Genomic DNA, 22,181 nt, shown 5'->3' on the forward strand with positions numbered 1-22,181 from the left:
AGTAGGGGATCAGATCGCGTTATGACCGCGCCCGACACGTCGGCCCACGGGGACGTGGGCACAGGCGGCACCATTATCCACCGCAAGGCGCAGGTGGGAAAGGCAGAGCATCAGGCGCGCGCAATGTCGCTGGCCAAAGCGCTGCGGCTCACGCTTGCGCGGGTGTCGGATGATCTGTTCGATATGTCGATGGCCGTGATTGGCGTGCGGACCGAAAAATGTGCGGGCGACGATCTGAGTGGCAAACTGTCGGATCCCGGATTGCTGATGTTGCTGGACGGACCGGCGCGTTCCCGTGCTGCAGCGGTGTTTGACCCCACTCTGGTCGGCGCATTGATCCAACAACAGACCATGGGCAAGGTTCTGAAAGACACTGGTGACAGCGACCGCGCTATGACCCCAACGGATGCAGCCGTCTGTGCGCCCTTTCTGAACGCGGTGCTGGAACGGGCCGCCCCGTTGCCGCAAGATATCGATGACCAGCGGCTGATCGCCGGATACAGATTTGGCGCTTGGGTCGAAGATGCACGGGTCTTGGGCATGACGCTTGACGCGGCTGACTACCAGATTGTTCAACTGCAGCTCGACATCGCGGGTGGGCTGCGCCAGGGCCGCCTGTTGCTGTGCATGCCTCAGGCGGAGGCTTTGTCTGAAACTCTGGATGCCCCTTCGTCAATCGAAAGCGGCATGCAAGGTGCTGCCGTTCAGCAACCTTCGGAAATCCTTTCCGAAACAGTTCAAAACCTGAAGGCTGAGCTTCGGATCAGTCTGGCTCAACTCAAGATGCCCCTGCGCGCGGTTGGTGCACTGGAGGTCGGTAGCATGATCGATATCGGCGCGGTCAGGTTCGACAGCGTTTGTGTTCAGACCATCACTGGACAGACATTGCGCCGTGGCACCCTTGGCCAGCTTGAGGGGATGCGCGCGGTTCAGGTAAACCTCCCGCCGCAGGTCAATATGAACCTGAAACGTCGCGCCACCGATCGCGAAGAAATGGATCTGCCTGTCGTCAATCAACCCTATGGCACTGCAAGTGACAGCCCCAGCGCCTCCGCCTCTTCCGCCTTGGCGGAGTTGCCGGAGATGGCTTCAGCCCCGCAACCAGAGACCTCCGATGCCATTTCTGATCTGCCGGATCTACCTGACCTTCCGGATCTCCCCGATCTGCTGGACTTACCCGACATGTCAGACCTGCCTGATTTTGATGATGACGTCGCCTTGCCAGACTTGAGTGTTGGTTAGGTGTTTCAGCTGAAGGGACGGTCGAGAACGTGCCGGATGTTGCTGATGTCATAGCCGCCCGCACGTGCCGCAGAAACGATTTCGTCTGCGCTCATTTTTCCTGCCTGTCCCAGGGCCCAGGCGATGGTAGACCGTGTGCCAGACGCGCAATAGGCAAGGACAACATCGTCTGTATCCGCTCCCAAGGCACGATTTTTCGCGATCACTTCGGGCACCATCGTCTGGTGCGTCAAAGGTTGCTCAGCAAACGCGATACCCGCTGCCTCGGCGGCAGTGCGGATCGCCTGTGCGGAATGACTGGGCGGGACTTCGCCGTCGGGACGGTTGCACAGAATACGGGTGATCCCCGCGTCGCGCAGGTCTTCCATGTCGCCCGGATCGATCTGCGGGCTGACGTTATAGCGGGGGGTAAGTTGTCGTATGTTCATGCGGCAGACTTACGAAAGCGCCACAAGCCTGTCCAGCGATTGCGACGGCGCACAATGGACAAAAGGCAGTCTGTGCCGCCTGCTTAGGCGATAAAGATGCCCACGATGACCAGCATCAGGCCAATGACGGACAGAAATAGTGCACCAAGGTTCAACGGTAGGGCGGATTGCAGCACCTTGCGCATCTCATCATCGTTCAGCTTTGCGCGCTTGGCCTTGCTGACCCGCAGAATGCACCACACAAGCCCTACAAGCCCAAGCAGCGAGATCGCGGCACCAGACCAGATGATGATCGAGGCAAAGGATGAACTGTCGTTTTCCATGCGCGCAGGGCTACGCCAATCCGAAGTCCTGAGCAAGGGCGGCTTGCAGGCGCTTTGCAGCACGGGTAGTCAGACGGAACCTCCACCTTCAACAACAGGACTGCACTGATGAGCGATGCCGCCACAAAGCCCGAAGTCATCGAAACCCAGGGTGATGCCACGTACCGCGTCACGGCCAATGAACTGCGCCAGTTCGTTGAGCGGATAGAACGTCTGGACGCCGAGAAAAAAGACCTGGCCGAGCAGCAAAAAGAGGTCATGGCAGAGGCTAAGGCACGCGGCTACGACACCAAGGTGCTGCGCAAAGTGATCGCGCTGCGCAAGCGCGATGCCGATGATATCGCAGAAGAAGAAGCGGTCCTTGAGATGTACAAGGAAGCTTTGGGCATGTGATGCGGGTCAGCATTGTTCAGCGTGGTCTAATGGCCCCTGAATAATAGGCCCTGAAACCCCCCCTTGCACCTTGGGGCGCACCCCAATAGAAGGATGCAAATTTTCCCCCGCGCGGGTCCCGCGCGGCTTATTTCTATGGAGCACACATGCAGGTCAACGAGACGCTGAACGAAGGTCTGAAACGCGGCTACGCGATCACCGTGACAGCCGCCGAACTGGACGCGAAGGTCAACGAGAAACTGGCCGAGGCCCAGCCCGAAGTAGAGATGAAGGGCTTTCGCAAGGGCAAAGTCCCAATGGCGCTGCTGAAAAAGCAGTTTGGCCAGCGCGTGATGGGCGAAGCGATGCAGGAAAGCATCGATGGTGCGATGTCCGAGCACTTTGAGAAATCCGGCGACCGGCCTGCGATGCAGCCCGAGGTCAAGATGACCAATGAGGACTGGAAGGAAGGCGACGACGTCGAGGTCACCATGACCTACGAAGCGCTGCCGGAAATTCCTGAGCTGGATATGTCCAAGATCAAACTGGAAAAGATGGTCGTCAAGGCGGACGATGCCGCGATTGACGAGGCGTTGGCCAATCTGGCCGAGAACGCGCAGGACTTCAAAGCCCGCAAGAAGGGCTCCAAGGCCAAGGATGGCGATCAGGTCGTCATGGATTTCGTCGGCAAGGTCGACGGCGAAGCCTTCGAAGGCGGCTCTGCCGAGGACTTTCCGCTGGTGCTGGGTTCAGGCAACTTCATCCCCGGTTTCGAAGAGCAACTGGTTGGTGTGAAAGCCGGTGAAGAAAAGGCGGTAACGGTCACGTTCCCCGAGGAATACCAAGCCGAGCATCTGGCTGGTAAAGAGGCGACCTTTGACTGCACCGTTAAAGAGGTGAAAGAGCCTGTCGCCGCCGAGATCAACGATGAACTGGCAACAAAGTTCGGTGCCGAAGACCTCGCCGCGCTCAAGGCTCAGATCGCGGAACGCCTCGAAGCAGAATATGCCGGTGCGTCGCGTGCCGTGATGAAGCGTGGCTTGCTGGATGAGCTGGACAAGATGGTTGATTTTGAACTGCCACCGTCGCTGGTTGAGGCTGAGGCGGGTCAGATCGCGCACCAGCTGTGGCACGAGGACAACCCTGATGTTCAGGGCCATGACCACCCGGAAATCGAGACCACGGACGAGCACACCAAGCTGGCGACACGCCGCGTGCGTCTGGGCCTTTTGCTGGCTGAAATCGGTCAGAAGGCGGAAGTCGAGGTTTCTGACGCCGAAATGACGCAAGCCATCATGAATCAGGCCCGTCAGTACCCCGGCCAGGAACGCCAGTTCTTTGAGTTCGTTCAGCAGAACCAGCAGATGCAGCAGCAGCTGCGCGCACCGCTGTTTGAAGACAAGGTTGTGGACCACATCGCTGAGCAGGCGAAAGTGTCGGAGAAAGAAGTGTCCAAGGATGAGCTTCAAAAGGCCGTCGAGGCGCTGGAAGACGCTGAGTAAGACATACCACAGGGTAGTCATGAAGGCCGCGCCATCGGGCGCGGCTTTTTTTATGCCGTTATGACCAGATAGACGCTGTAGCAAACAAAGAGCAACAACAAGACGGCGCCTTCGCCTCTGCCGATGCGCCATCCGCTGCGCGCAAAGACGGCCAGCAGTATTGCGGACCCCAGCATTACCCAGACATCCGCGTCTGCAAAACGCGCGGGAACACTCAGCGGCTTGAGCGCAGCGGTGACGCCCAGAATGCCCAGAATGTTAAAGATGTTGCTGCCGATGATGTTGCCGATGGCCAAACCGGTCTGGCCCCGTCGCGCCGCTGACATAGAGGTCACCAATTCCGGCAAAGAGGTACCGACGGCAACGATGGTAAGGCCGATAACGGCTTCGCTGACCTCAAACGTCCGGGCCAGATTTGTGGCGCCGGCGATCAGCATCCGCGCAGAAATAATTGTGAGAACCAGACCGCCCAGAATCGCAAGTACACTGACAAATGTGGGTTGGCTCTTTGCCGGGGCCGGAATGTCCCGTTCAACCGGGGCACTGCGCACGAAAATCAGGAGAGAGGTCACATAGGCAAGCAATAGCACCAAAAAGGAAACGCCGACGGCGCGGGAAAGCGCGTCCAGCAGGATCACAGCTACCAGCAGCAGGCTTGCTGCGATCATCACGGCACCATCGCGTTTCAGTACACTTGCGGCCACGGAAAGCGGGGCAAGTAGCGCTGTCAGACCAAGGATCAGCAGTATGTTCGCAATGTTGCTGCCGACAACGTTCCCAATCGCGATGCCTGGTGATCCGGCCAGCGCCGCCTGCACGCTGGTCACAAGTTCTGGCATAGAGGTGCCAAATCCGACAAGTGTCAGTCCGATAACCAAAGGCGACACGCGCAAACGTTGCGCTACCTCAATTGCCCCCCTGACCAGATAGTCACCGCCAAGGATCAACCCGCCGAAACCAGCAAGGATGAGAAGAAAGACTATCACGACGGACCCCTTCGCTGTCGTGTGCGCACATCAAGCCTCTGATGCCTGCCCAGCATAGTTGAGATCGGTATGCGGTGCATGCCCTTCAAGCCACACGAACGAAAATTTCCGCCAACAGCGGCGATGAACCACCACTTGGTGAGATTGGTCGCAGGCTGACAGGCGCCATGAGAACCGGAACATACCAATCAGTTCAGCCTTCGCGCAAACCCGTTTCGACCAGCAGTCCACGCCGCTTCGCTTCATAGTAATAGCCACGGGCGTACCAGCTGATCGCAGTGCCGTGGTCACCGTCAGATAACAGCCACGCACCACGCAGGTATTTCAGCGCATATTCAAGGTTCGTGTCGGCATCCAGCAGATCGGCGGGCTGGCCTTGAAATCCCATGGACCGTGCGGTTGCGGGTAAAATCTGGAACAATCCGTAATAGGGCCCATTGCGCGCATTGGGGTTATGCGTGCTTTCGCGAATGGCGAGGCGGTGAACAAGCGGGCGGGGCAGATCGTAATGGTCTGCCCAATAATTGATCTTGGTCCGCAACTGGGGCGTTTCGTTTGGGTAGAGAGGTGGCTCGACGTTAACAGTGGAGGACGGCGACGCAGTGCAGGCAGCAAGGCTCGCTGCGGCCAGCAGAATAACGAAACAGCGCAGGTATCGGTACATGTTGACCTCTGAGACAGACATCCTTTGAAAGGCATGCACGAGAGGCAAGGACGCTTCAACAGCGGTTGCTTTCGGCGGCTGAGTTCCGCGTATCAATATTCTGGTCGGTTGATGAGATTTCACACGCAGCGGGTTGCACCTGCCCTTAAGATGGTTCTTTGATAAAGATCCAGCGCCGCAAATGGACCCGTCAAGGGAGTGTCTTATCCGTGCCGCACGATCACGGCCACCACCACATCGATCCTGAATCCGGTGACCGGCGGGTCTCTATTGCGGTCTGGGCAAATGCGGTTCTGACGGTTGCGCAGGTCGTCGGGGGCATACTGTCGGGGAGCATGGCTCTCATTGCGGACGCACTCCACAATTTCTCGGATATGGCGTCGCTCGTTATCGCGTTTGCCGCACGAAAAATCGCAAGAAGACCGGCAGATGCCCGAATGACCTTTGGTTACGGCCGCATCGAAATTGTCGCGGCACTGATCAATTATACAACGCTAATCCTTGTCGGGTTTTACCTGATTTATGAAGGTGCGATGAGGCTGATTGACCCGCCGGAGGTTATGGGTTGGACCGTTGTTCTAATTGGGTTTGTGGCCCTCGCGGTTGATACTTTGACCGCAGTGCTGACCTATTCGATGCAGAAAGAGGGGGCCAATATCCGCGCCCTTTTCCTGCACAATCTGTCGGATGTCATGGGGTCTATCGCTGTCATTGTCGGCGGGACGCTGATTATTCTATTTGATATGCGCTGGGTCGATCCGGCCATCACCATCGGCATCGCCGTCTATATCCTCTACCTTGCCATGACAGAGATCGGTGGCCCGATCAGGACGCTCATGCTGGGCAGCCCGCCAGATATTCAAGGTGCCGAGGTGGTCGCGGCAATGTGCAGCGTTCAAGGGGTTCGCGATGTGCATCACGTACACTTGTGGCAGATGCAAGAGCATGAGGCAGCGATTGATTGCCATGTGGTTCTGTCAAAGGAGGCCTGGCAGCGGATCGAATCCATCAAGGCCGATATCAAAACGCGCCTCAAAGATCGGTTCGGCATTGCCCATTCCAGTCTTGAGTTTGAACATGAGGAGTGCGCGCATCAGAACGCGGATCTTTATGGGCACGGTAATTCTGGAATGCGCGCTCGCTCGGATATCAATTGAAGGAACGAGGGCAAGCGTTCTCTGATTGGATGCAAAAACCAGAAGGCGAAGTGAAAAGGTACGATGGGTCTGGCGTAGCGGCAATGGGAGCAAACCGCATCTTCGTTTCATGCTGAAGCAATCAGACAAGGCCCCAAATAAGAAACGCCGCGCTTAAAGCGCGGCGTTCTGAATTTCTCGTATCGGACAGAAGGCTTAGTTTCCTGCTGTATCTTCCTGATCGCCCGAAGCGCCTTCTTCGATGACCTCTTCGACGGTCTCGGCCAGTGCTTCGTCCTCGGACGCAGCGGCACCGATGTCCTCAAAGAGTTCAGCGATTTCAAAGTCTGCTGCGGCTTCTTCCTCTGCGGCCAGTTCCTGAATGGACTTGCCGGAGGCCTGAAGCTCAGCTTCTTCGGCCGAACGCGCAACGTTCAGCTGGATTGTTGCGTCCACTTCGGGGTGCAGAACGATCTGTACGTCGTGCAGGCCTAGTTCCTTGATAGGGGCAGACAGAACAACTTGCTTGCGGTCTACAGTGAAACCGCCTGCGGTTGTCGCCTCAGCGGCGTCGCGGGTGGTGACGGAGCCGTAGAGCGCACCTGCGTCGGACGCAGAGCGAATCACGATGAACTGCTGACCGTTCAGGGTCTCAGCCATCTTGTCGGCTTCTTTCTTGGTCTCAAGGTTGTCGGCCTCAAGCTGCGCTTTGCGCGCCTCGAAAGCATCGACATTGGCCTTGGACGCAGACAGCGCCTTGCCCTGCGGCAGCAGGAAGTTGCGGGCGTAGCCGGGCTTGACCTCGACGACTTCGCCCATCTGGCCCAGCTTGGCCACACGTTCCAGAAGGATAACTTGCATGTGCTTTCTCCTTACTTGACGGCGTAGGGCAGCAGGGCGAGGAAGCGAGCGCGTTTGATGGCACGGGCCAGTTCACGCTGCTTTTTCGCGGATACCGCGGTGATACGGGAAGGAACGATCTTGCCACGCTCAGAGATGTAGCGTTGCAGCAGACGTGTGTCCTTGTAGTCGATCGCAGGTGCGTTATCGCCCGAGAAGGGGCAGACCTTGCGACGGCGAAAAAATGGTTTTGATGCCATGGTTTAGGTTCCTATCTTCAAGCGTTAGATCAGCGGCGCTCACGGCGCTCAGGCCGTTCGTCACGCTTTTGCATCTGGACGGATGGCAGCTCTTTGTGCTCATCCACTTTGATGGTCAGAACGCGCATCACATCGTCATGCAGACGCATCAGGCGCTCCATCTCCTGCACGGCAGGGGCCGGTGCATCGGAACGCATGTAGGCATAGTGGCCCTTGCGGTTCTTGTTGATCTTGTAGGCCATCGTCTTGACGCCCCAGTACTCGTGGTCGACCATCTTGCCGCCGTTGTCCGCAAGGACGGTACCGAAGTGTTCGATAAGGCCTTCTGCTTGCGTGTTGGACAGGTCCTGACGCGCAATCATCACATGCTCATAAAGTGGCATGGGCACTCCTATTTATGTCAAGGCGCATTTCATAGGCAGGGCAATATCCCTTTGCGGCCCCACCACGAGAGACTGCGCGGTTCAACGTCTGTGCAAAGGAAGCTGCCGTATACACGGTTTGGCGCGCGGGGCAAGGGGCGGTGGGCTGCATTCCCGTCGATCCTTATCTTTGTCGCGATCCCCAAGCCATTTTGATCGTTCTAATGGTGCTAGACACCCCGGCTTTCCGGATCGCGGCAGTCGCGCAGGTGTTTGAGAGATCAACGTTGAAAACATCCATATTCAACCATGTGGTGAGGTGAACAACCGGCACGTGAACGCCCTGACATGGTCCTGTCCGTGCCGCTGCTCCGCCCCGTTTTGGTCGTTTTTATGGATCAACAATTAACCAAGAAAATGACGACCGAGGGAATAATACAATGACCGCAGTATTGACTGATCTGGATCAGAATACCCACATGAGCGAACCCGTGCGTATGGCCGATGGGGGTCGAATGATCATCCGGGGTGTCCAACGGTTGATGGGGGTCTCTCTTGCTTTGGCAGCCGTCGGGCTTTGGTTCGCGCCGGGTTCATCTTGGGACAGTGATGTGATGCTGTTCAAGCTTATCTTGTCGCTCACGGCAGCGTTCGCCTGCTTTGGCCTGATCACAATCAGCCAAAGGCCCCCACCTCCCGAAGTTGAGATCGACACGATCCGTCGCGAAGTGCGTCTGGTCCGTCGTGCACGCGGTGCCGCACCAGTCATCTTGCAGCAGTGCGGTTTCGATAAGCTTTCCTATGCAGAAAAGGTCGGGTCGATTGTGAGGCTTTGGGATAAAAGTGGCGTCTTTCTCGCCGAAGTGTCCCTGACAGACCCCAAAGCGCTTTCGAGCCTCGTGGCTGGTCTGCGCGACGAAGGCAAGCTCGCCTGAGACGATTCACATTCCCGTTGTTCTAAGCGCGTTGGCGAAAGCTAGCGCGCTTATTTTTCATATTTTCAGCAAGTTGTTCAAAAACGCGCAGACCCTGTTTGTGTCTGTCGGATTGCCAAAACATCGGTTCAATCCAATTTAGGCAATTCAAATCATTCACAGGAGCAACAATAATGAAAAATCTTACGTTCGCCGCCGTACTGGCCCTTGGTACCACAGCCGCATTCGCCGCCGAGGCGCCCGCCGAAAGATTCGTGCTGGATTCCAGCCACTCGCAGGTTGTCTTTAACTATGAGCACCTCGGGTTCTCAACGACCTACGGCATGTTCTCCGGTTTTGAAGGTGAGATCATGTACGATGCGAAAGCTCCGGCGAACTCTTCTGTGAGTGTCTCCATGCCTGTGATGTCCATGTTCACCGGTTGGGAACAGCGCGAGGCACACTTCATGTCAGGCGATTTCTTTGGTGCGGAGTAGGGTGACATGGTGACCTTCACGTCTACAAGCATCGAAGTCACAGGCGATGATACAGCACTGATCACCGGCGATCTGACCATGAACGACGTCACCAAGTCCGTCGTGCTAAATGCAAAGCTGAACAAGACAGGCGATCACCCGATGGCGGGCAAGCCATGGCTTGGTTTTGATGCCACAACCACACTGACACGGTCCGATTTCAATCTTGGTGCATTCGCACCAGCCGTCAGTGACGAGGTCAATGTGATGATCTCGCTTGAGGCGATGAAAGCCGACTAAGACGAGCAACAAAAACTTTCCCAGAAAGCCCGCCTGATCAAGGCGGGCTTTTTTCATGAGCCGGTGTCTTGCGCATCCCGGACCGCTGTCAGCCTGATCGCGACCTGCACGGCGAAGGCAAGGCTTGCTTCGTCGCCGACGTTATCGCCAATGCCAAAGTCCCTCCGGTCCAGCGTGATGTCCGCCCGCATTTCCGCCTCGTCCCCATCCAGTGCGAGGTTGAAGGGCAGCGTCAGGGGAACGGATTTGTCCTTGATCCGCAATTTGCCAACCGATTCATACCCATCGGAGCCGTGACGGATGATCCCGTCGTAGATCGCCGTGGCATAGGTCGCGGCATCGAAGAAATCCGCGCCCATGGCCTGTTGGGTGACTGATCCCAGGGTCAGAGAGGGGATGGCAATTGTTGTCGTCACAGAACCCACCTCACCGACCGGAATCTTCTCATCAAAGGAGATGGCTGACGTCCATTCGGCAAAACTGCCCGTGACAGCACTGCCGAACTGGGTGACGGTGATCTCAATAGTGCCTTCCTGCACGGTCCAGTCAGAAATGACTTCTTCAAGTGCAACATCGGCAATGGGTTCCTTTTCGGAATTCAGGGCAAGCCCGGCACCAATTCCGATCGCCAAAAGCCAGACAGCGATGGCGCTCAGCAGCGGCTTTGCGGAATGGTGTTGAGGTGGGATATGGGCGACTGCGCCACTGCCGGGAAGCATGCGGCGCAAGGTGGAATCGCGGTCAACAAAGTGATGCTTTAGCGCGCCCGCGATATGAAGCAGTAGGGCCAGGACCAACACTTTGGTTGCGGTCCAGTGCAGCGCAGAAAAGAAATGCTCAACCCCCACCGATTTCGGCACCAGCGGCAGACCCTGTCCGAAAGGCCACCAGATCGGCGCGAAACCCGCTGCCGCCGCATGCGAAATCCATCCCGATAGCGGCACGATCACCAACGCGCCGTAAAGCAGCCAATGCACAAGTTCTGCTGCGAAACTTTCCAGCTTCTTTTCTGAGTTGAGCAATCCGGGCTTGGGTTGAACCACTGCCCACAGGATACGGGCAAGGGCCACGAAAAACGCGGTCACACCAAGTGTTTTGTGCAGAGAGAACAGCCACGCCTTTTGGGCTAGCTGCGCATCCGTTTCGTAGGGTAGCTGATTGGCGTACCAGCCCAATGGGATCAGTGTCAGGATCAGCAGGGCGGTCAACCAGTGAAAGGTTTTGGCTATCCCGCCATAGCTTTGTGCGGTGTTGGTTAATGCCATTTTCTGCTCCTCAACTTTTCTCTGCTCAAGATAACGCCGCAAGCGCATTGGGCAATCTTCGTGGATGCACAGCATTCGTGCAGGCTTGTTCGCAGGCAATGTGCAGGCTAGACCAGCGCAAAGACTTCAGGGGGGACCACTATGAGCATCGCATTCGTATTTCCCGGACAGGGCGCACAGACCATTGGCATGGGCAAGGCGTTGGCCGACGCCTATCCGGCTGCGAAAGCGGTCTTTGACGAGGTAGATGATGCCTTGGGCCAGAAACTCTCAACGCTGATCTGGGATGGCGAGATTGAAGAACTGACCCTGACAGAGAATGCGCAACCTGCGCTGATGGCCACATCGCTGGCTGCGATGGCGGCCCTTAAGGCCGAGGGGATCGGGCTGGAACGCGCGTCGTTCGTGGCGGGGCATTCGCTGGGGGAATATTCTGCGCTTTGTGCGGCAGGCACGCTGTCTCTGGCTGATACGGCCCGTTTGCTGCGCATTCGCGGCAAGGCGATGCAGGCGGCGGTTCCGGTGGGTGAAGGTGCGATGGCTGCGGTTCTGGGGCTGGATGCCGAGGCAGCGGATAAGGTGGCGCAGGACGCCGCCCAGGGCGATGTGTGCCAGCTGGCAAATGAGAACGATCCGACGCAAAATGTGCTGTCAGGTAGCAAGTCCGCGATTGACCGGGCCGTGGTGCTGGCCAAAGAGGCCGGGGCCAAGCGGGCGCTGCCATTGCCAGTGTCGGCGCCCTTCCATTGTGCGCTCATGCAGCCCGCAGCAGATGAAATGGCGCGTGCATTGGGTGAGGTCGACATGGCGGATCCATCCGTGCCGCTGGTTGCCAATGTCTTGGCCGAATGCGTGACGGATGCAGGCCGCATTCGCGATCTGCTGGTTGAGCAGGTGACGGGGCGCGTGCGCTGGCGGTCGTCGGTCGAATGGATGGCGGGCCAGGGGGTCACTGAATTTTGGGAAATCGGCGCGGGCAAGGCGCTGTCGGGTATGATCAGGCGGATCGCCAAGGAAAGCACCTGCCGTGCTGTAGGCACACCAGAGGACGTCGCGGCAATCGTTGCGGGCTGACCTTTGGCAAACGCTGGAAATAAACGGATAAGGATGAATTGATGTTTGATCTGACAGGGAAAAACGCACTTGTGACAGGTGCGTCCGGTGGCATCGGCGCGGATATTGCGCGGCAGTTGCATGCGCAGGGCGCGACGGTTGGTTTGTCGGGCACAAGAGAAGCGCCGCTTGAGGCCTTGAAGGCCGAGCTCGGCGATCGCGCGCATGTGCTGCCCTGCAACCTGAGCGACCTTGAAGCCGTTGATGCGCTGCCCAAGCAGGCGGCCGAGGCGATGGGAACTGTAGATATTCTGGTCAATAACGCAGGAATTACCCGCGATAATCTGTTCATGCGTATGTCGGACGACGAATGGCAATCTGTGCTGAATGTGAACCTCACCGCAACATTCAAGCTGTGCAAGGGTGTGATGCGCGGCATGATGAAGGCGCGCTGGGGCCGGATCGTGAATATCTCATCCATCGTTGGGGCGACCGGCAATCCGGGTCAGGCAAACTATGCGGCAAGCAAGGCGGGTATGGTGGGCATGTCGAAATCGCTGGCTTATGAGGTCGCCAGCCGTGGCATTACGGTAAACGTGGTCGCGCCGGGTTTCATTGCGACGGCGATGACGGATAAGCTGAACGACGATCAGAAGGCTGGAATCATGGGGCAAATTCCCGCGGGCCGCATGGGCGAGCCGGGGGAAATCGCCAGTGCTGTCGTGTATCTGGCCAGCACCGAGGCGGCTTACGTGACGGGAGCGACCTTGCACGTCAACGGCGGCATGGCCATGTTGTAAAGCGGTTCCCATACCCGTTTGCGCAATGCCTTGCATGTGCTAAAGGGGGCGCAGAATCAAATCCGGGGGTGCTTGATTGGACCCTTGCCCTTGTGCCATCAGGGGAAAGAGCCGCCCCATCCGGGGCAATCTCCAACTGCCTGAGATTGGGCGTGCGGACAGTAAAGGGGCCTGAGTGCCCGAAAAGTGAGGACTTATTATGAGCGACGTCGCAGACCGCGTGAAAAAGATCGTTGTAGAACACCTGGGTGTGGAAGAGGATAAAGTGACCGAGAATGCGTCGTTCATCGACGATCTGGGCGCTGACAGCCTTGACACAGTTGAGCTGGTGATGGCGTTCGAAGAAGAGTTCGGCATCGAGATCCCTGACGACGCGGCCGAGAACATCCAGACTTTCGGCGATGCGGTGAAGTTCATCAAAGAAGCTTCTTAAGTCCTTGGGGCTACGGCCCTTTCGGCAACAAAATTCCTGAGACGGCGTTGTTCCAAGCGGAATGACGCCGTTTTTTATTCTGCTTTGTTAATCCAGGGTTGCTCATCGTCGACGGTCTTCGCAAGGTGTGGAAAAACGCCGTAAGTAATGCGTGAAGGCAGTGCCCCATGTCCCGGACAATTCCAACGATCAACACGTCCCGATTGACGCTGCGCGCCATGCGCGCCGAGGACTTTCCACGCTTTGCCCAGATCTGGGCCACGCCAGAGGTCGTTGAACACATATCGGGCGGACCACGCACCAAGGCGCATTCGTGGGATGTCTTCCTGCGCAACGCGGGTCACTGGCAAATCAGCGGATTCGGTCAGTGGGCGATCCAGCCGCATGGTCTGCGGGAAATGGCCGGTCAGGCGGGTTTCTTTTTCGGCTCGCGCGGGTTGGGTGAGGATTTTGATCCTTTTCCCGAATCGGGTTGGGTGGTGGCGCCAGAGGCTCAGGGCAAAGGGCTAGGCCTCGATGCAGTGCAAGCGGCGCATGATTGGTTTGACCGGGTCATTGCCGGGCGCACGGTTTGTATCATCACACCTGAGAACGCCGCGTCTCTGAGAATTGCGAGGGCGCTTGGATATAGCCTGATGCGGGAGGCGGAGATGGGGGACGACGTGGTGTATCTTATGACACGCAAAGGGCCTCCTGCCTGACGGCAAGCCGTGACCTGAAGTCTTGAACAAATACACTTCAGCAGGGTATAGGCGATCAAAGCGAATTGAGGGGCAGTTTCATGCGCAGAGTGGTCGTGACAGGTTTGGGGTTGGTGACACCCCTTGCGGACGGAGTCGAGGAAAGCTGGAGCCGTATTCTGGACGGGCAATCCGGTGCAGGGCCAATCACCGGGTTTGATGCCAGCAATCTGGTGACGCAATACGCGTGTGAAGTGCCCCTTGGGGACGGGTCGGACGGCACTTTTGATGCGGCCAAGTACATGGAGCCGAAAGAACAGCGCAAGGTAGATACCTTTATCCTTTTCGGCATGGCGGCGGCGCAGCAGGCGGTCGAAGACGCGGGCTGGATGCCCGAGGACCGTGAAAGCCTTGAGCGGACAGGTGTTCTGATCGGGTCCGGTATCGGCGGTCTGAACTCAATCGCAAACACGGCGATCATGATGAAGGAAAAGGGCCCCCGCCGGGTGAGCCCGTTCTTTGTGCCAGGCGCGTTGATCAACCTGATCTCAGGTCAGGTGTCGATCCGCTACGGCTTCCGCGGGCCAAACCATTCGGTTGTAACGGCCTGTTCAACCGGCGCACATGCGATTGGTGACGCCTCGCGCTTGATCCAGCATGGGGACGCAGATGTGATGATTGCAGGTGGCGCTGAGGCGGCTATTTGCGAGATTGGTATTGCCGGGTTCAACGCCTGTAAGGCGTTGAGCACCAAGCGGGCCGATGATCCTCAGAAAGCGTCTCGTCCTTACGACGCTGATCGCGACGGCTTCGTGATGGGTGAAGGCGCGGGCATTGTAGTTCTGGAGGAATACGAGCACGCCAAGGCGCGCGGCGCGAAGATTTATGCCGAGGTGATTGGCTATGGCTTGTCCGGGGATGCCTATCACATCACGGCACCGTCCGAGGATGGTGAGGGCGGTGAGCGGTCGATGCGCAACGCGCTGCGAAATGCCGGCAAGGAGCCCAAGGACATCGATTACATCAACGCGCATGGCACCTCGACCATGGCGGATGTCATAGAACTGGGCGCCGTGGAACGCATGATGGGCGAGCACGCGGGCAAGGTGACGATGTCGTCGACGAAATCAGCCACGGGCCACCTTCTGGGCGCGGCTGGCGCGATTGAGGCGATTTTCTCGATCCTGGCGATACGCGATCAGGTGGCGCCGCCCACGATCAATCTGGACAACCCGGCTGTTGAGACAGCCATTGATCTGGCCCCGAACAAGGCTGTGAAGCGCGAGATCAACGTCGCGCTGAGCAACTCTTTCGGCTTTGGCGGGACCAACGCGAGCGTTCTGTTCGGAAAGGTATAAGCGATGTGGCGGCATATTGCCTCGAACGCGGTGACTTTTCTGGTTGTGGCGCTGTTCATGCTGGGCGGAGTGATCCTGTGGGGACAGAACCAGTACACCGCTGAGGGGCCGCTGGATCAGGCGATATGTTTACAGGTCAAGCCCGGCTCAAACATGCGGCGGGTCTCAAGTGATCTGGCGGATCAGGGCGCGGTGAGTTCGGCGACGATCTTTCGGATCGGGGCGGATTACGAGGACAAGACACAAGCGTTGAAGGCGGGCAGCTTTCTGGTGCAGCCGGGTTCGTCGATGTCCGAGATCGTGGATACGATCACGCGGGGCGGGGCCAGCACATGCGGCACCGAAGTTGTGTACCGCATTGGGGTGAACCGGGTGTCGGTACAGGTTCGCGAGTTGGATCCGGCGACAAGTCGTTTTGTTGAACGGGCTGAGTTCCAGCCGGGCGAAGACGAAACGCCCGCGATTTACGCGGAAAAGAAGCAGCAGGCCGATACGCGGTACCGTATTGCGCTGGCCGAGGGAGTGACCAGCTGGCAGGTGGTTGAATCGCTGAAAGCGATGGATGTGCTGGAAGGTGATGCGGGCGACGTGCCACCCGAGGGGGCGCTGGCACCGGACAGCTATGAGGTGCGGCCGGGAGACGACCGGGCGGCAGTGATTGCCCGGATGCGCGAAGCGCAGGAACGTCTGGTTGCCGAGGCGTGGGAAGCGCGTGATCCTGATCTGCCGATCAAGAGCCCGGAGGATTTGCTGACGCTGGCCTCCATTGTTGAAAAAGAGACCGGAGTGGCTGAAGAGCGCGGGCAGGTGGCCAGCGTTTTCGTGAACCGGTTGAACCAAGGCATGCGGCTGCAGACGGACCCCACTGTTATTTACGGGATCACCAAGGGTCAGGGTGTGCTGGGTCGCGGCCTTCGGCGGTCAGAGTTGCGGGCTGAGACACCGTGGAACACCTATGTCATTGCCGGACTGCCGCCCACGCCCATTGCCAATCCGGGGCGTGCAAGCCTGATGGCAGCAGCGCAGCCGGACGAGACCGATTATATTTTCTTTGTGGCCGATGGTACCGGAGGGCACGCCTTTGCCGTGACCTTGGCGGAGCACAACGAGAACGTCGCGCGCTGGCGACAGATCGAAGCGGAGCGCGGTGCAGAGGCGGCGGGGAACGCATCAACCGGTGGGAATTGATTTCATTGGATAAAGGTCGTCTGTCCCCGCGGGGACAGGTGTTTACCATAAATTCATGAATGATCGCACGGTGTTATAGGGTTTTGTTAACCCTCTTTTTCTTGACTTTTCGCACGGTCTGAAGTATACATTTTGACATGCTAGAGGACGTGGGCGAGCGGCTTCGGGAATGATCCCGGATGCCGCTTTTTTCATGCCTGGTCGGTCGGGGGACCATACGAAAGGTATGAGTCAATGATGACCGTGACCCAAGAGCAAGACACACAACGGGGGCAGGAGATCCTTGATACCCTGAGTGATCAGATCACCGCCCTTAGGCGCGAGATCGAGGACATGATCGAACAAGCTCAGTCCGGAGAGACGACAACGGAAACCGACGCCAAGAAGGTCGTGCAGAGGCTGCGCGATCTGGTTGGGCAATATGTCAAAGCGGAGATTTATCTCAATGAGTGCAAGAGCAAGCAAGCTGGAGTCGCACAAGGGGGATATGCCCTTGATCTGGACAGAGCGCGGGTTGAGATCGGGTGCAAGCTGGATCGCCTCCGCCGATGCGGCCGTCCAAGAGCAGTTCCTGAATGAGTTGGATGAGGGAGAGCTGCTGGCTCTTCCTTACTTATTCGATTTCTGGGCGATGGACCATCAGTTGCCGCCGGAGGGGTCGTGGCGGACGTGGGTTGTGCTGGGAGGTCGCGGTGCGGGCAAGACACGCGCTGGGGCCGAGTGGGTTCGATCAATGGTTGAAGGCGCGAAGCCGCTTGATCCGGGAGCCTGCACGCGCGTGGCACTGGTGGGAGAGACGATTGAACAGGTCCGCGAGGTGATGGTGTTCGGTGACAGTGGTGTGCTGGCGTGCTCTCCGGAGGATCGACGGCCTGTTTGGGAGTCTGGGCGCAAACGTCTGGTCTGGCCGAATGGGTCGATTGCGACCATTCACACCGCGCATGATCCTGAGGGGCTTCGGGGGCCCCAGTTTGACGCCGCGTGGGTGGATGAATATGGATGCGCTGCAGTCAACAAGGGAACAAATCAGCCCAACAAGTTCCTCGACTGGAAGAGCTCTGAAAGCAGGCTGCCTTATTACTCGACCGGTGCGCGCGATGAGCTGATGCAGTTGCAGTATCTCCGGGCGATGTCCGAGTATTGGAACGATCCTGGGCACAATCCTCTTTCACCGGAGTACGATGGTCGGATGCTGGACATGAGCCGTGCGTTCGTCTGGGCCTTTGACACACGGCCTTATCCGTTTTTTCCCAACAACGTGACCAAGTGGAGTGATGGGGACAACTATACCCGTGGCCATTGGATCAACGGGCGCACAGCGGGGCGGTCGCTTGCATCGGTTGTCGGCGAGATTTGCAGGCGAGCCGGCTTGGTCAATTTCAGAACTGAAGGGCTTTATGGGTATGTTCGCGGCTATGCTGTAGAACAGGTGACGGACGCGCGCGCGGCTTTGCAGCCCTTGATGATCCGATATGGATTTGACGCGATTGAGCGTGACGGGGTGCTGCAGTTTCGCATGCGCGATGGGGTCAAAGCAGTGACGCTGGATCCTGAAAGGCTTGCCGTGACATCAGAGCTTGACGGCACCGCAGAGCAGGTTCGCGAGGCAGATGCCGAAGTGTCTGGGCGTATGAGATTGCGGTTTGTGCAGGCCGACGCGGACTTTGACGTCATTGCAGAAGAAGCTGTGTTGGCCGATGAGGCAACACATGCGGTGTCGGGCTCAGAGGTTAATATCGCCCTCACTCGCGGAGAGGGACGTCAAATTGCCGAGCGGTGGCTGACAGAGGCGCGGGTTGCGCGTGATACTGTGCGACTGGCCTTGCCTCCGTCACAAATCGCGCTGGGCGCGGGGGATGTTTTTGAATTGCCGGGGGATGCCAACGAAGGCCCGGCCTTATACCGGATCGACCGCGTTGAGCAGTCAGACGTTCAACTGCTCGAAGGGGTGAGGATTGAGCCGCAGGTCTATGACCTCGCTGATATTTACGATGAAGTAGTTCAGGCAAGACTATTTGTGGCCCCGGTGCCGGTGCTGTCCCACTTCATGGATTTGCCGCTTTTGCGTGGGGATGAAGTTCCGCATGCGCCACATCTAGCTGCAACAGCGCAACCCTGGCCGGGGCCGGTTGCGGTGTTTCAGTCCAGTACGGATGCAAACTATGAATTAAGTAAGGTCATTGGCACGCGTTCGACCGTGGGGATAACGCGCACCAGTTTGCCCGCGGCTCGCGCCGGCGTCATCGACCGAGGAGATGTTCTTGAGGTTGAGCTGGTCAGTGGCAGCTTGTCGTCTGTCAGTGAAGAGGCACTTCTGAGTGGGGCCAACATGGCTGCAATCGGCGACGGCAGTTATGACAAATGGGAGGTGTTCCAGTTTGCCGAAGCGGAACTGGTCGCGCCGCGTACCTATTGGTTGAAGACGCGGTTGCGGGGTCAGGCGGGGTCAGATGGGTTGATGCCGGGCAGCTGGCCCAGCGGGTCTTCATTCGTCCTGCTGGACGGCACGCCATCGCAGCTTGATTTGAGCCCGAATTTGCGCCGGGTCGCGCAGAATTTTCGGATAGGACCGGCTCGCCGGGGATATGACGACCCATCGTATCGTCACAGGATAGTGGCGTTTGATGGAAATGGGTTGCGGCCTTATGTGCCGTGTCATTTGCGCTTTCGGGAAACGGCTACCGGCGACTATGAATTGGACTGGATCAGGCGAACCCGGATTGATGGTGATGGATGGGAAACGCCAGAAGTTCCTTTGGGCGAAGAAAGCGAAAGCTACGTTGTGCGCGTGATGCAGAATGGCGCCGTCTTGCGTGAGGAGATGGTGGCGCATCCCTCGTTTCACTACTCCGCAGCGATGCAGGCGAGTGATAACCTTGCGAGCCCGTTCGACGTAGCAGTGGCGCAAGTATCAGCAACATATGGGACCGGACCTTTTCAAACTGTTCGAATTGCTGAGTAGTGAGACCGGTCTTTCACAGCGATCTTACTGCTGCCGCAAGAGCATTGTTGTTTGCCCCCCGCAGAGGGAGGGAGGAGCTTTGTCGGATGATGCTGCGCGAAGCGGAGTGGGCGGATCGATTTACGCAAAGATTGGGTAAAGTGCATCCGGTATGGGGCAATGGAACTTTGTCTGACGCGGCATCTCGCAGACCCTTGGCGTTTGAGGTGCCACTTGATGATCCAGAGTACTGCGCATGTCTGGCACTTGTCTTGTTGCATCTCAGCCATCGGCCCCGCAGTTTTCACATGTAAGTTTTGCTGACACATCGATAGCAGAAATATGCTGCATCACGGCTTTGCGTTTGGCACAAAGGCCCTAGATAGGCTAGGACGTGCACAGCAAAGGACGTGGATATGGCTGAACTTCGCAGAAAAATCGCTACGGTTGATCCGGTTTGGGACCGTATTCAGAGGGAAGCCGAACAGGCTGTGCAGGATGAACCGCTGATCGGCGGCTTTGTGCATGCCTGTATCCTGCATCACAAATCGATCGAAAAAGCTCTGTCTTATCGGATCGCGGCCAAGCTTGCGTCAAACGAGATGTCGATGGTCGTCGTGCGGGAGATGGTGGAAGAAGCCTATGCGGACAACCCCTCTTTGGTAGAAGCGGCGCGTGCTGACCTTGTCGCGATTTATGAGCGTGATCCGGCCTGCCACAGGTTTCTGCAACCGATCCTCTATTTCAAAGGCTATCAGGCTGTGCAGGCCTACCGTGTGGCGCATCATCTCTGGGTGCATGGGCGTCAGGATCTGGCTTACTTCGTCCAGATGCGGGTGAGCGAGATTTTTGGCGTCGATATTCATCCCGGAGCTGTCATTGGCAAAGGGATCATGATCGACCACGCGCATTCCATCGTCATCGGTGAAACGGCTGTAGTCGGCGATAACGTGTCGATGCTGCATTCGGTTACTCTGGGCGGTACCGGCAAGGAAGAAGAGGATCGGCATCCCAAAATTGAGGACGGTGTGCTGATCGGTGCGGGCGCCAAGGTGCTGGGTAACATTCGGGTGGGACACTGCAGCCGCATCGCTGCAGGCTCCGTCGTGTTGGAGGAAGTGCCGCCGTGCAAGACGGTGGCTGGTATTCCGGCGCGCATTGTTGGAGAGGCGGGCTGTGAGCAGCCAGCAATCTCGATGAACCACATGCTTGGGCCTTGGAAAGAATAGTCCTAAAGTTGAATTGAAAGAAAAGGCCGGGAAAATCCCGGCCTTTTTTATTGGATTAAGCTTTGCCGCAAAACGTCCGTCAGGCGAGCATCGTCATCGGTGCTTCAAGGTTGTCCTTGATCGCGGAAAGCAACTGAGCGCCTAGCGCGCCGTCGATTACCCGGTGATCGACCGACAATGTCACTGACATCACAGTGGCGACGCTGATTTCTCCCTCGGCGTTCACAACCGGTTTCTTGACCCCTGCGCCAACGGCAAGGATTGCGCCGTGCGGCGGATTGATCACTGCGTCGAAATTGTCGATGCCGAACATCCCCAGATTCGAGATGGCAAAGCTACCGCCCTGATATTCATGCGGCGCAAGTTTGCGGTCGCGGGCGCGGGTCGCGAGGTCTTTCATCTCGGCTGATAGCGCGGAAAGCGATTTCATCTCCGCGTCCTTCAGGACCGGTGTGAACAGACCTCCTTCGATCGCGACGGCGACGGCCACATCCGATGGGGTCAATTTAAGCATCCGGTCGCCTGCCCAGACGGCATTGGCCTCGGGCACCTGCTGTAGCGCCAAGGCACAGGCCTTGATGATGAAATCATTCACCGACAATTTCACGCCGCGCGGCTCCAGCTGCTTATTCAACTGGGAACGGAAGGCCATCAGCGCATCCAGATGGATGTCGCGGCGCAGGTAGAAATGCGGGATGGTCTGCTTGGCTTCGGTCAGGCGGCCGGCGATGGTCTTGCGCATACCATCAAGCTTGATCTCTTCGTAGTCGCGACCTTCGTACATCTTGAGCACGGCATCGGTGGACGGTCCAGCAGCCACTGCCGGCGCGGCTGCCTTTGGCGCTTCGCTCGTTGCGGTGGCCTCTGCGGCCTTTGCAGGCGTGTCCGACTTGCTCAGCCCCTCGACATCAGCTTTCACGATCCGCCCTCTGGGCCCGGAGCCTTTGATCTGGCTGAGGTCCAAGCCCTTGTCCGCCGCTATGCGACGGGCGAGGGGGGAGGCAAAAATGCGCTTTCCATCTGCACCCTGTGGGGCAGCGGGAGCGGGCGATGCCTCTGTCTCGCCGCGACCATATCCGGCCGCAGGGGCAGTTTTGTCGGAGGCCTCTGCGGGCGCCGCGTTTGAGGACGCTGGTTCTTTGGGCGCGCTGACATCACCAATGTCGTCAGCGCTTTCACCGTCTTCCAGCAGCACTGCAATGGGAGAGTTGACCTTGACCCCTTCGGTGCCTTCTTGGATCAGGATTTTGCCAATGACACCTTCGTCCACGGCTTCGAACTCCATGGTCGCCTTGTCGGTCTCGATCTCGCACATCACATCGCCGGAACTGACGGTATCGCCTTCTTTGACCAGCCATTTGGCCAGTGTGCCTTCTTCCATGGTGGGCGAGAGGGCGGGCATGAGGATTTCTGTGGGCATCTTGTCCGC

The 22,181-nt window shown here is 57.9% G+C and carries 24 protein-coding genes and 1 pseudogene; 16 read left to right on the forward strand and 9 right to left on the reverse strand.

Going from position 1 to position 22,181, the window contains the following annotated elements; genetic code table 11:
* Positions 1 to 21: 21 nt before the first annotated feature.
* Positions 22 to 1,242: a FliM/FliN family flagellar motor switch protein gene (locus GV827_RS06175; protein ID WP_164352923.1), complete on the forward strand. Its 1,221-nt coding sequence runs from the start codon at positions 22 to 24 to the stop codon at positions 1,240 to 1,242.
* A 5-nt stretch (positions 1,243 to 1,247) separates the two neighbouring features.
* Here the strand turns inward: GV827_RS06175 and GV827_RS06180 are convergent, their stop codons facing one another.
* Together GV827_RS06180 and GV827_RS06185 are read right to left on the reverse strand one after the other, a co-directional pair.
* On the reverse strand, positions 1,248 to 1,670 hold the full coding sequence (locus GV827_RS06180) for a TIGR01244 family sulfur transferase (protein ID WP_164352924.1): 423 nt from the start codon (positions 1,668 to 1,670) through the stop codon (positions 1,248 to 1,250).
* Between the two features lie 83 nt (positions 1,671 to 1,753).
* A complete protein-coding gene (locus tag GV827_RS06185; RefSeq protein ID WP_164352925.1) occupies positions 1,754 to 1,993 on the reverse strand; it encodes a hypothetical protein in 240 nt (79 codons plus the stop codon).
* A 108-nt stretch (positions 1,994 to 2,101) separates the two neighbouring features.
* Between GV827_RS06185 and GV827_RS06190 the strand changes: the two genes are divergently transcribed.
* Entirely contained in the window at positions 2,102 to 2,386 is a 285-nt protein-coding gene (locus tag GV827_RS06190) for a DUF2312 domain-containing protein (RefSeq protein WP_164352926.1), read from the forward strand.
* A gap of 146 nt (positions 2,387 to 2,532) precedes the next feature.
* Positions 2,533 to 3,867 (forward strand): trigger factor, encoded by a 1,335-nt coding sequence (gene tig / locus GV827_RS06195; RefSeq protein WP_164352927.1) that lies wholly within the window; start codon positions 2,533 to 2,535, stop codon positions 3,865 to 3,867.
* Positions 3,868 to 3,917: 50 nt separating this feature from the next.
* On the opposite strand, the gene GV827_RS06200 is transcribed toward tig, so the two are convergent.
* Both GV827_RS06200 and GV827_RS06205 read right to left on the reverse strand, forming a co-directional pair.
* Complete coding sequence (locus tag GV827_RS06200; protein ID WP_328823116.1) at positions 3,918 to 4,853, reverse strand: calcium/sodium antiporter; 936 nt, start codon at positions 4,851 to 4,853, stop codon at positions 3,918 to 3,920.
* Between the two features lie 193 nt (positions 4,854 to 5,046).
* A complete protein-coding gene (locus GV827_RS06205) occupies positions 5,047 to 5,517 on the reverse strand; it encodes a transglycosylase SLT domain-containing protein (RefSeq protein ID WP_204325752.1) in 471 nt (156 codons plus the stop codon).
* Between the two features lie 209 nt (positions 5,518 to 5,726).
* On the opposite strand from GV827_RS06205, the gene GV827_RS06210 reads away from it, so the two are divergent.
* Positions 5,727 to 6,674 carry a cation diffusion facilitator family transporter gene (locus GV827_RS06210; protein ID WP_164352928.1) on the forward strand — a complete coding sequence of 316 codons (948 nt, stop codon included), beginning with the start codon at positions 5,727 to 5,729 and terminating at the stop codon, positions 6,672 to 6,674.
* Between the two features lie 195 nt (positions 6,675 to 6,869).
* Here the strand turns inward: GV827_RS06210 and rplI are convergent, their stop codons facing one another.
* From rplI to rpsF, 3 genes are read right to left on the reverse strand one after another with little or no spacing between them, the layout of a single operon-like run.
* Positions 6,870 to 7,514 carry a 50S ribosomal protein L9 gene (gene rplI, locus GV827_RS06215; protein ID WP_164352929.1) on the reverse strand — a complete coding sequence of 215 codons (645 nt, stop codon included), beginning with the start codon at positions 7,512 to 7,514 and terminating at the stop codon, positions 6,870 to 6,872.
* A gap of 11 nt (positions 7,515 to 7,525) precedes the next feature.
* Positions 7,526 to 7,753, reverse strand: coding sequence for a 30S ribosomal protein S18 (gene rpsR / locus GV827_RS06220; protein ID WP_039018159.1), 228 nt, complete (start codon positions 7,751 to 7,753; stop codon positions 7,526 to 7,528).
* Positions 7,754 to 7,782: 29 nt separating this feature from the next.
* Positions 7,783 to 8,136 carry a 30S ribosomal protein S6 gene (gene rpsF / locus GV827_RS06225; RefSeq protein WP_164352930.1) on the reverse strand — a complete coding sequence of 118 codons (354 nt, stop codon included), beginning with the start codon at positions 8,134 to 8,136 and terminating at the stop codon, positions 7,783 to 7,785.
* 419 nt (positions 8,137 to 8,555) lie between these two features.
* On the opposite strand from rpsF, the gene GV827_RS06230 reads away from it, so the two are divergent.
* Both GV827_RS06230 and GV827_RS06235 read left to right on the forward strand, forming a co-directional pair.
* Positions 8,556 to 9,050 (forward strand): hypothetical protein, encoded by a 495-nt coding sequence (locus GV827_RS06230; RefSeq protein ID WP_164352931.1) that lies wholly within the window; start codon positions 8,556 to 8,558, stop codon positions 9,048 to 9,050.
* A gap of 173 nt (positions 9,051 to 9,223) precedes the next feature.
* Positions 9,224 to 9,805 (forward strand): annotated as a pseudogene (locus tag GV827_RS06235) (YceI family protein).
* Between the two features lie 53 nt (positions 9,806 to 9,858).
* Here the strand turns inward: GV827_RS06235 and GV827_RS06240 are convergent.
* Positions 9,859 to 11,070: a cytochrome b/b6 domain-containing protein gene (locus GV827_RS06240; RefSeq protein WP_164352932.1), complete on the reverse strand. Its 1,212-nt coding sequence runs from the start codon at positions 11,068 to 11,070 to the stop codon at positions 9,859 to 9,861.
* Between the two features lie 141 nt (positions 11,071 to 11,211).
* Between GV827_RS06240 and fabD the strand changes: the two genes are divergently transcribed.
* The 10 genes from fabD (at position 11,212) to cysE (ending at position 20,752) form a co-directional block, all read left to right on the forward strand.
* A complete protein-coding gene (fabD, locus tag GV827_RS06245; RefSeq protein WP_164352933.1) occupies positions 11,212 to 12,144 on the forward strand; it encodes an ACP S-malonyltransferase in 933 nt (310 codons plus the stop codon).
* A gap of 41 nt (positions 12,145 to 12,185) precedes the next feature.
* Positions 12,186 to 12,923, forward strand: coding sequence for a 3-oxoacyl-[acyl-carrier-protein] reductase (gene fabG, locus GV827_RS06250; RefSeq protein WP_164352934.1), 738 nt, complete (start codon positions 12,186 to 12,188; stop codon positions 12,921 to 12,923).
* A 199-nt stretch (positions 12,924 to 13,122) separates the two neighbouring features.
* On the forward strand, positions 13,123 to 13,356 hold the full coding sequence (locus tag GV827_RS06255; RefSeq protein ID WP_025048350.1) for an acyl carrier protein: 234 nt from the start codon (positions 13,123 to 13,125) through the stop codon (positions 13,354 to 13,356).
* A 167-nt stretch (positions 13,357 to 13,523) separates the two neighbouring features.
* On the forward strand, positions 13,524 to 14,057 hold the full coding sequence (locus GV827_RS06260; protein WP_164352935.1) for a GNAT family N-acetyltransferase: 534 nt from the start codon (positions 13,524 to 13,526) through the stop codon (positions 14,055 to 14,057).
* An 80-nt stretch (positions 14,058 to 14,137) separates the two neighbouring features.
* A complete protein-coding gene (gene fabF / locus GV827_RS06265) occupies positions 14,138 to 15,394 on the forward strand; it encodes a beta-ketoacyl-ACP synthase II (RefSeq protein WP_164352936.1) in 1,257 nt (418 codons plus the stop codon).
* 3 nt (positions 15,395 to 15,397) lie between these two features.
* Positions 15,398 to 16,582, forward strand: coding sequence for an endolytic transglycosylase MltG (gene mltG, locus GV827_RS06270; protein WP_164352937.1), 1,185 nt, complete (start codon positions 15,398 to 15,400; stop codon positions 16,580 to 16,582).
* A gap of 234 nt (positions 16,583 to 16,816) precedes the next feature.
* Positions 16,817 to 17,161, forward strand: a complete 345-nt coding sequence (locus GV827_RS06275; RefSeq protein ID WP_204325754.1) for a hypothetical protein — start codon at positions 16,817 to 16,819, stop codon at positions 17,159 to 17,161.
* Positions 17,162 to 17,213: 52 nt separating this feature from the next.
* The gene (locus GV827_RS06280) at positions 17,214 to 19,544 is read left to right on the forward strand and encodes a baseplate megatron protein TIM-barrel domain-containing protein (protein WP_268895726.1); all 2,331 of its coding nucleotides are present in this window, start codon (positions 17,214 to 17,216) and stop codon (positions 19,542 to 19,544) included.
* Positions 19,544 to 19,837 (forward strand): DUF7742 family protein, encoded by a 294-nt coding sequence (locus GV827_RS06285; RefSeq protein ID WP_164352939.1) that lies wholly within the window; start codon positions 19,544 to 19,546, stop codon positions 19,835 to 19,837. Before GV827_RS06280 ends, GV827_RS06285 begins: the two co-directional genes overlap by 1 nt.
* Positions 19,838 to 19,939: 102 nt before the next feature.
* Positions 19,940 to 20,752, forward strand: a complete 813-nt coding sequence (cysE, locus tag GV827_RS06290; RefSeq protein ID WP_164352940.1) for a serine O-acetyltransferase — start codon at positions 19,940 to 19,942, stop codon at positions 20,750 to 20,752.
* 79 nt (positions 20,753 to 20,831) lie between these two features.
* Here the strand turns inward: cysE and GV827_RS06295 are convergent, their stop codons facing one another.
* Positions 20,832 to 22,172 (reverse strand): pyruvate dehydrogenase complex dihydrolipoamide acetyltransferase, encoded by a 1,341-nt coding sequence (locus GV827_RS06295; RefSeq protein WP_164352941.1) that lies wholly within the window; start codon positions 22,170 to 22,172, stop codon positions 20,832 to 20,834.
* Between the last annotated feature and the right edge of the window lie 9 nt (positions 22,173 to 22,181).

This window comes from Sulfitobacter sediminilitoris, from assembly GCF_010667575.1.
Classification (GTDB): domain Bacteria; phylum Pseudomonadota; class Alphaproteobacteria; order Rhodobacterales; family Rhodobacteraceae; genus Sulfitobacter; species Sulfitobacter sediminilitoris.

Coding starts and splice junctions, on each gene's coding strand:
- fabF (WP_164352936.1), top strand. CDS start 14,138: ATGCGCAGAGTGGTCGTGACAGGTTTGGGGTTGGTGACACCCCTTGCG.
- GV827_RS06175 (WP_164352923.1), top strand. CDS start 22: ATGACCGCGCCCGACACGTCGGCCCACGGGGACGTGGGCACAGGCGGC.
- GV827_RS06205 (WP_204325752.1), bottom strand. CDS start 5,517: ATGTACCGATACCTGCGCTGTTTCGTTATTCTGCTGGCCGCAGCGAGC.
- rplI (WP_164352929.1), bottom strand. CDS start 7,514: ATGCAAGTTATCCTTCTGGAACGTGTGGCCAAGCTGGGCCAGATGGGC.
- fabG (WP_164352934.1), top strand. CDS start 12,186: ATGTTTGATCTGACAGGGAAAAACGCACTTGTGACAGGTGCGTCCGGT.
- GV827_RS06260 (WP_164352935.1), top strand. CDS start 13,524: ATGTCCCGGACAATTCCAACGATCAACACGTCCCGATTGACGCTGCGC.
- GV827_RS06230 (WP_164352931.1), top strand. CDS start 8,556: ATGACCGCAGTATTGACTGATCTGGATCAGAATACCCACATGAGCGAA.
- GV827_RS06255 (WP_025048350.1), top strand. CDS start 13,123: ATGAGCGACGTCGCAGACCGCGTGAAAAAGATCGTTGTAGAACACCTG.
- mltG (WP_164352937.1), top strand. CDS start 15,398: ATGTGGCGGCATATTGCCTCGAACGCGGTGACTTTTCTGGTTGTGGCG.
- GV827_RS06275 (WP_204325754.1), top strand. CDS start 16,817: ATGATGACCGTGACCCAAGAGCAAGACACACAACGGGGGCAGGAGATC.
- cysE (WP_164352940.1), top strand. CDS start 19,940: ATGGCTGAACTTCGCAGAAAAATCGCTACGGTTGATCCGGTTTGGGAC.
- GV827_RS06180 (WP_164352924.1), bottom strand. CDS start 1,670: ATGAACATACGACAACTTACCCCCCGCTATAACGTCAGCCCGCAGATC.
- GV827_RS06280 (WP_268895726.1), top strand. CDS start 17,214: ATGGACCATCAGTTGCCGCCGGAGGGGTCGTGGCGGACGTGGGTTGTG.
- tig (WP_164352927.1), top strand. CDS start 2,533: ATGCAGGTCAACGAGACGCTGAACGAAGGTCTGAAACGCGGCTACGCG.
- fabD (WP_164352933.1), top strand. CDS start 11,212: ATGAGCATCGCATTCGTATTTCCCGGACAGGGCGCACAGACCATTGGC.
- GV827_RS06240 (WP_164352932.1), bottom strand. CDS start 11,070: ATGGCATTAACCAACACCGCACAAAGCTATGGCGGGATAGCCAAAACC.
- rpsR (WP_039018159.1), bottom strand. CDS start 7,753: ATGGCATCAAAACCATTTTTTCGCCGTCGCAAGGTCTGCCCCTTCTCG.
- rpsF (WP_164352930.1), bottom strand. CDS start 8,136: ATGCCACTTTATGAGCATGTGATGATTGCGCGTCAGGACCTGTCCAAC.
- GV827_RS06190 (WP_164352926.1), top strand. CDS start 2,102: ATGAGCGATGCCGCCACAAAGCCCGAAGTCATCGAAACCCAGGGTGAT.
- GV827_RS06185 (WP_164352925.1), bottom strand. CDS start 1,993: ATGGAAAACGACAGTTCATCCTTTGCCTCGATCATCATCTGGTCTGGT.
- GV827_RS06295 (WP_164352941.1), bottom strand. CDS start 22,172: ATGCCCACAGAAATCCTCATGCCCGCCCTCTCGCCCACCATGGAAGAA.